Origin of the sequence: Mumia sp. (assembly GCF_028803055.1) — a bacterium.
Taxonomy (GTDB): Bacteria; Actinomycetota; Actinomycetes; order Propionibacteriales; family Nocardioidaceae; genus Mumia.
Genome location: NZ_JARBCJ010000164.1, coordinates 1 through 7,246 on the forward strand (window position 1 = coordinate 1; position 7,246 = coordinate 7,246).

Annotated in this window: 6 protein-coding genes; all 6 read left to right on the forward strand. The window is 70.7% G+C overall.

Annotation, left to right across the window (positions count from 1 at the left end):
• Positions 1-791: DUF3662 and FHA domain-containing protein (locus tag PV363_RS14080; RefSeq protein WP_301022632.1), on the forward strand; the 791-nt coding region annotated here is incomplete at its 5' end.
• A complete protein-coding gene (locus PV363_RS14085; protein ID WP_220342791.1) occupies positions 788-1,279 on the forward strand; it encodes an FHA domain-containing protein in 492 nt (163 codons plus the stop codon). The genes PV363_RS14080 and PV363_RS14085, both read left to right, overlap by 4 nt.
• Positions 1,280-1,287: 8 nt before the next feature.
• Positions 1,288-2,610, forward strand: coding sequence for a protein phosphatase 2C domain-containing protein (locus PV363_RS14090; protein WP_301022633.1), 1,323 nt, complete (start codon positions 1,288-1,290; stop codon positions 2,608-2,610).
• On the forward strand, positions 2,607-3,992 hold the full coding sequence (locus PV363_RS14095; protein ID WP_301022634.1) for an FtsW/RodA/SpoVE family cell cycle protein: 1,386 nt from the start codon (positions 2,607-2,609) through the stop codon (positions 3,990-3,992). Before PV363_RS14090 ends, PV363_RS14095 begins: the two co-directional genes overlap by 4 nt.
• Complete coding sequence (locus PV363_RS14100) at positions 3,989-5,464, forward strand: penicillin-binding protein 2 (RefSeq protein ID WP_301022635.1); 1,476 nt, start codon at positions 3,989-3,991, stop codon at positions 5,462-5,464. The genes PV363_RS14095 and PV363_RS14100 overlap by 4 nt, the downstream gene beginning before the upstream one ends.
• Before the next feature lie 73 nt (positions 5,465-5,537).
• On the forward strand, positions 5,538-7,246 hold a 1,709-nt coding region (gene pknB / locus PV363_RS14105; protein ID WP_301022636.1), incomplete at its 3' end, for a Stk1 family PASTA domain-containing Ser/Thr kinase.

Below are 7,246 nucleotides of genomic sequence, written 5' to 3' on the forward strand. Positions count from 1 at the left end.
CGCGGGTGTTCCAGAGTGCGGTCCAACCGGTCGAGATCGCTGCTGCCCTGCAGCGTGAGCTCGACAACGGTGCTCAGATCCTCTCGCGCGACCGGGTCCTGGTCCCCAACGACTTCACCGTCGAGCTCTCGCAGATCGACTACGAGCGGCTCGCCCCGTACGGCGGCACGCTCTCGGGCGAGCTCTCCGAGCTCGTGCACGAGCACGTGGCCGAGCAGCACTACACGCTCGCGGGGCCGCTCAAGCTCGAGTTCGTCCACCAGCCCGACCTGACGACCGGCCGCTTCCGGATCCGCTCGCGCGCCTCCGCCGCCGTGACCCCCGCCGCGGGTGTCCGCATGACCGACACCGCCGTCGCCAAGGCACCGGTGGTCCTCGAGGTCAACGGCGTGCGCCACCCCGTCGAGCCGCCCGGCGTCGTGATCGGCCGCGGCACCGACGCGCAGCTGCGCATCAACGACCCCGGCGTCTCCCGCAAGCACGCTCAGTTCCGCGTCTTCCTCGAGGGCAGCAGCGTCCGCGTCGCGATCGAGGACCTCGGCTCGACCAACGGCATCGTGGTCGACGGGCGACGCGTCACCCACGCCGTCCTCACCGACGGCTCACGGGTTCAGCTGGGCAACACGCTGGTCGTGGTCCGCAACCCGCACGCGCGCCCCGGACCCCCGGTCGGGCCGACCGGCCCGGTGGCCCCACCCGGCCCCGCGCCTGCTGCACCCGGATCTCCGCCGCCGTACGCCGGGCCCTCGCAGCCGCCGCCGCAGGCCGGGCCACAAGGCGGTCGCTGGTGACCGAGCTGACCCTCACCCTCATCAAGCTCGGATTCCTCGCGGTGCTGTGGCTCTTCGTACTCTCCGCGGTCTCCGTGATCCGCTCCGACATCTTCGGTGCCAAGGTCGACACGACGCGCGCGCCGCAGCCCCAGCCGCCGCGGCAAAAGAAGTCCAAGCAGCCCCGCGCACCCAAGGGCCGCAAGCCCAAGCGCGGGATGCCGTCGACGCTCGTGGTCACCGACGGGCCCAACGCCGGCCAGCTGGTGCCGGTCACGGGCGCCGACATCCTGCTGGGCCGCGGCACCGACGCCGCGATCAGGCTCGACGACGACTACGTGTCGACCCGCCACGCGCGCTTCTCGACCAACGGCGAGCAGTGGTACGTCGAGGACCTCGGCTCGACCAACGGCACCTACCTCGGCAGCCAACGTGTGACGTCCCCCGTCCCGGTCGACCTCGGCATGCCCGTGCGCCTGGGCAAGACCGTGGTCGAGCTCCGGAAGTAGGACGCCCCTTGCCCGCTCACCAGACACGCCTCGGCTACACCTACGTCGCCCTCTCGGACGTCGGACGCAGGCGGAGCTCCAACCAGGACTCCGGCTACGCCAGCCCGCACCTGCTCGTGATCGCCGACGGCATGGGAGGCGCGGCCGCCGGAGACCTCGCCTCCTCCGAGGTCATGCACGTCGTACGCCGCCTCGACCGGCCGCCGAACGGCGACGTCATCGAGGCGCTCGCCGGCGCCGTGCACCGTGCCAACGACCGTCTCGCCGAGGTGATCGAGGACGACCCGAGCGTCGAGGGGATGGGGACGACCCTCACCGCTCTGCTGTGGAACGGCACGACGTTCGGCCTTGCCCACATCGGCGACTCCCGCGCCTACCTGATGCGCGACGGCCACCTTCACCAGATCACCAAGGACCACACGCTCGTCCAGAGCCTGGTCGACGAGGGCCGTCTGACCCCCGAGGGGGCGCGGTCCCACCCCAACCGCTCCCTGATCCTCCGCGTCCTGCTCGGTCGCGACGACGCCGAGCCCGACCTGACCCTGATCGAGCCGCGGCTGGGCGACCGCTACCTGCTGTGCAGCGACGGGCTGTCCGACATGGTCGACGACGACTCCATCGCCGACGTCCTGGCCAACGCCCCCACGGTGGACTCGGCGGCCGTGGAGCTGGTCCAGCGGGCGCTGGCCGGCGGTGGCGCCGACAACGTCACCGTCATCCTGGGCGAGATCATCGACCTTGATGCCCCGCCCGACCCGACCCTCGCCTCCGCCGACGGGCAGCCGATGCTCGTCGGAGCCGCCTCCGAGCAGGCGCGACCGGGCTCCGGACCGACCACCGCGACCAACCTCGACGCCGTGCCGGCGATCGACGACGACGCGGGCGGCGCCGGTGCCGCGCGCGCCAACGGCGACGGCACGGCCGACCCCGAGGCGCTCCGGTACGCTCCTCGGCCGCCCCGGCGCTACGTGTGGCTGCGGCGACTGGTCGTGATCGCGGTCGTCGTCGGCCTCCTCGCCCTCGCCGCCAAGCTGACCTACGACTGGACCCAGCGCCAGTACTACGTCGGCACCTCCGACGGCAACGTGGCCATCTTCCGCGGCATCCAGGCCGACCTGCCGCTCCTCGAGCTCGACAGCGTCGAGGAGGTCACCGACGTCACGCTGGCGTCGCTGCCGACGTTCCGCGCGAACCAGGTCGAGAAGGGCATCACGTCGACCTCGCTGGCCGACGCCCGCGACACCATCGACCAGCTCCGTGACATCGCGGCCCGCTGCGCCGACCCCGCCCAGGCCAACGCGCCCGGTGCGGAGTGCGGGGGCGTCGAGTGAGCACCCCAGCGACCAACCCCGCCGTCGTCCACCGCAAGCGCCGAGGCGCCGAGGCGCTCCTCGTGGCGCTCGCTCTCGTGATCGTCATCTTCGCCTTCTGCGCCGTCGGGCTCGGCGCCCGCGGCAAGGTCCCCGGCTTCGTCGCCGGCCTCGCCGTCCTCCTCGTGGTGATCGCCGTGGCCACGCACCTCGTCGTCCGGTTCGTGGCGCCGTACGCCGACCCGGTGCTGGTGCCGCTGGTCGTCGCCCTCAACGGGCTGGGCGTCGCCATGATCTACCGGCTCGACCTGGCACGACTCGACCGCCTCGGCGACGAGGCCAAGCAGTTCGCCGGACGGCAGGTGATGTGGACCGCGATCGGCCTGGCCCTGTTCGTCGCCGTCCTGCTCATCGTGCGTGACCACCGCAAGCTCCAGGCCTACACCTACACGTTCGGGCTCACCGCGCTCGTGCTGCTGATCCTCCCGCTGCTGCCCGTCATCGGGACGCAGATCAACGGCGCCCGCATCTGGATCCGGGTCGGCGGCCTGAGTCTCCAGCCGGGCGAGTTCGCCAAGATCTGCCTGGCGATCTTCTTCGCCGGCTACCTCGTCGTGAAGCGCGACGCCCTCGCGCTGGCAGGCCGGCGGTTCATGGGCATCGACTTCCCCCGCGGCCGCGACCTCGGCCCCATCCTCGCCGCGTGGCTCGTGAGCCTCGGCGTCCTCATCTTCCAGCGCGACCTCGGTTCTTCGCTGCTGTTCTTCGGCCTCTTCGTCGTCATGCTCTACGTCGCCACCGAGCGGCCGGGGTGGCTCGTGGTGGGCACCCTTCTCTTCGTCGGGGGCGCGACCTTCGCCGCGACGACCTTCAGCCACGTCCAGAGCCGTGTCGACGCCTGGCTCAGCCCCTTCCCGGTGACCGAGGGCACGTTCCAGCTGACCCAGGGCCTGTTCGGCATGGCGTGGGGTGGCCTCCTCGGACGCGGGCTCGGTGAGGGCAACCCCTTCCTCACCCCGTTCGCCTACTCCGACTTCATCTTCGCCTCCTTCGCCGAGGAGCTCGGGCTCGCCGGCGCGATGGCGATCCTGCTGATGTACGGCCTGATCGTGGAGCGAGGGCTGCGGATCGCGCTGCTGTGCCGGGACGCGTTCGGCAAGCTTCTCGCGACAGGTCTCGCCGTGTCCTTCGCGCTCCAGGTGTTCGTCGTCGTCGGCGGCGTCACCCGCATCATCCCGCTCACCGGCCTCACCACCCCGTTCATGTCGTACGGCGGGTCCTCGATCCTCGCCAACTGGGCGATCGTCGCGCTGCTGCTGCGGATCAGCGACCAGAGCCGGCGTCCGCCCCCGGAGGCGGCGCCGCTGGAGATGGACGACTCGACCCAGGTGGTGAAGCTGTGAACCGGCCGATCCGCGTGATGTCGATCGTGTGCCTGATGCTCTTCGTCGCGCTGCTCCTCGGGGTCAACTACATCCAGTTCGTCGACGCCGACACGCTCAACGCCAAGAACGGCAACCGACGTGTCATCGACGAGCAGTTCGCCCGTGAGCGCGGCCCGATCCTCGTCGGCGACCGACCGATCGCCGAGAGCGTCCCGGTCGACGACGTCTGGAAGTTCCAGCGCCGCTACCCCGAGGGCAAGCTCTACAGCGACATCACCGGCTACTTCAGCTACACCTACGGGCGCAGCGGCCTGGAGCAGTCCCAGAACTCGATCCTCTCCGGCAGCGACAACCGGCTCTTCGTCAACCGTGTCGTCGACCTGATCGGATCCAACCAGCCTCGTGGTGGCAGCGTGTCGGTGACGATCAACCGCAAGGCCCAGCGAGCCGCCGCCGAGGGCCTCGACGGTCTCCCCGGTGACGCCAAGGGCGCTGCGGTCGCGATCGACCCGAGCACCGGCGCCATCCTCGCGATGACCGGCACCCCGACCTACAACCCCAACGTCCTCGCGAGCCACAAACTCAGCGCCGTCACCGAGGCCTGGGACCGGCTCAACGCCGACGAGGACCAGCCGATGCTCAACCGTTCGACCCAGCAGACACTGCCGCCGGGGTCGACGTTCAAGATCGTCACCGCTGCCGCCGCCATGGAGAACCTCGACCTCACCCCCTCCAGCAAGGTCAAGGGCGGGAGCGCCCTGTCCGCACCCGGCTTCGGGTCATACCAGCTGGTCAACCAGGGCGGGGGCAACTGCGGCGGCAAGAACATCACCCTGACCCAGGCGCTCGAGGTCTCCTGCAACGTCACCTTCGGCGACCTCTCGATGAAGGTCGGTCAGGCCGCCATGCAGGCGCAGGCCGATGCCTTCGGGTTCGGGACCCGGCCGATCGAGCAGGTCGCCAGCAACCCCAGCCAGTTCACCGGCGACCCCGACGCCGAGCTCGACCCGCCCCAGCTCGCGCAGAGCGGCATCGGGCAGTTCGAGGTGTCGGCGACCCCGCTGCAGATGGCGATGGCGACCGGCGCGATCGCCAACGGCGGAGCGCTCATGAAGCCTTACCTCGTGTCGACGGTGCGCTCGCCCGACCTCAAGACGATCGAGACCGCCAAGCCGGAGAAGATCCGCGACGCGATCTCGGGCGGCACCGCGGCCGGGCTGAGCCAGATGATGGTCGACGTCGTCGACAACGGCACCGGCTCGTCGGCCGCGATCTCGGGGGTCGAGGTCGGCGGCAAGACCGGCACCGCGCAGTCCACGTCGGACCGTCCGCCCTACGCCTGGTTCGTCTCGTTCGCCCCCGCCGACGACCCCAAGGTCGCGGTCGCGGTGGTGGTCGAGTCCTCAAGCACCGGACGCGACGACATCTCGGGCGGCCGGCTGGCAGGACCCATCGCCAGATCGGTCATGGAGGCGGTGATCGGTCGATGACACGCCCTCTGCACGGGATTCTCACCGCCCGACCGGTATTTTTGAGCAGTTGCCTTGAAGGAAGCAGGAAACGATGACCGAAACGCCCACCGGCCCGGGTCGGGGCTACGCAGGGCCCCCGGGTGCGTACGGCCGCCTCGGCGACCGCTACGAGATCGGCGGCGTGCTGGGCAGTGGCGGCATGGCCGAGGTCCGCATCGGACGCGACCTGCGGCTCGGCCGCACCGTGGCGATCAAACGCCTCCGCATCGACCTGGCCAGCGACCCCACGTTCCTCGCCCGCTTCCGGCGCGAGGCGCAGTCCGCAGCCGCTCTCAACCACCCCTCGATCGTCGCGGTCTACGACACCGGCGAGGCGACCGGGCCTGACGGGCACACGGTGCCGTTCATCGTCATGGAGTACGTCGAGGGCAAGACGCTGCGCGACCTCCTGCGCGAGATGGAGCGCGAGGGTCGCAAGATCCTCCCCGAGCGCACGCTCGAGATCACCGCCGACATCCTCGCCGCGCTCGACTACAGCCACCGTGCGGGCATCATCCACCGTGACATCAAGCCGGCCAACGTGATGCTCACGCCGTCCGGCCAGGTCAAGGTCATGGACTTCGGCATCGCCCGCGCGATCGCCGACACCTCCTCGGCGATGACGCAGACGGCCGCCGTGGTGGGCACCGCCCAGTACCTCTCGCCGGAGCAGGCGCGCGGCGAGACCGTCGACGCCCGCAGCGACATCTACTCGACCGGCTGCCTCCTCTACGAGCTGCTCACCGGGCGGCCCCCGTTCCAGGGCGACAGCCCGCTCTCGGTCGCGCTCCAGCACGTGCGCGAGGAGGCTCCGCCGCCGTCGACGTTCAACCCCGAGGTCACGCCGGTGGTCGACCGCGTCGTCGCGAAGGCCCTGGCCAAGCGCACCGACGAGCGCTACCAGAGTGCCGCCGAGATGCGCGCCGACATCGAGCGTGTCCTCGCGGGTCAGCCCACCGCTGCCTCTGCGGCCCCGACGGCCCAGTACGCAGCTGTCCCGGCCGCCCCAGCGACCGAGGCGCTGCCGCCGGCCAACCTCCCCCCGGCCGCCGGCGACGAGGAGGACGGCAAGAGCAGGCGATGGGTCTGGATCCTGTCCGCGATCGCCGCGCTGCTGGTCGTCGGGCTGGCAGCATGGGGCATTCCCGAGCTCATGGGCAAGGACGACACCACAGAGACCCCCAAGGTCGCGATGCCTGACGTCGTCGGCATGGGCCAGGCCGCCGCCGAGCGCAAGCTGACCGGACCCGAGTTCGGCTTCACGATGGGCGAGATCAAAAAGACTGCGAGCGCCGACGTCGACGCCGGCAAGGTCATCTCGACCGACCCCGCCCCGGGAATCGACACGCCGAAGGGCGACAAGACGACCGTCACCATGGTCGTCTCGACCGGGCCGGAGCGGGTGGAGGTCCCCTACCTCGTCGGCCTCAAGCTCAAGGCCGCCAGAGAGCAGCTGAAGGCGGCGGGTCTGACGTACGAGGTGGTGGTCCAGGAGAGTGACGCGCCCAAGAACGAGGTTCTCAAGACCGACCCGGTCCCCGGGGAACCGGTCGATCCCGGCACGTCGGTCACGTTGACCGTCTCCGCCGGCAAGTCGAAGGTCCCGGACGTGGTCGGCAAGATGCGTGACGAGGCCGAGGCGATCCTCGAGGACGCCGGCTTCAAGGTCCGGGTCTTCGAGCAGCCGTCGTCGGACCAGCCGGCAGGAACCGTCACCGAGCAGATCCCCAACGCCGGTGCCGAGGCCGATCCCGACGCACA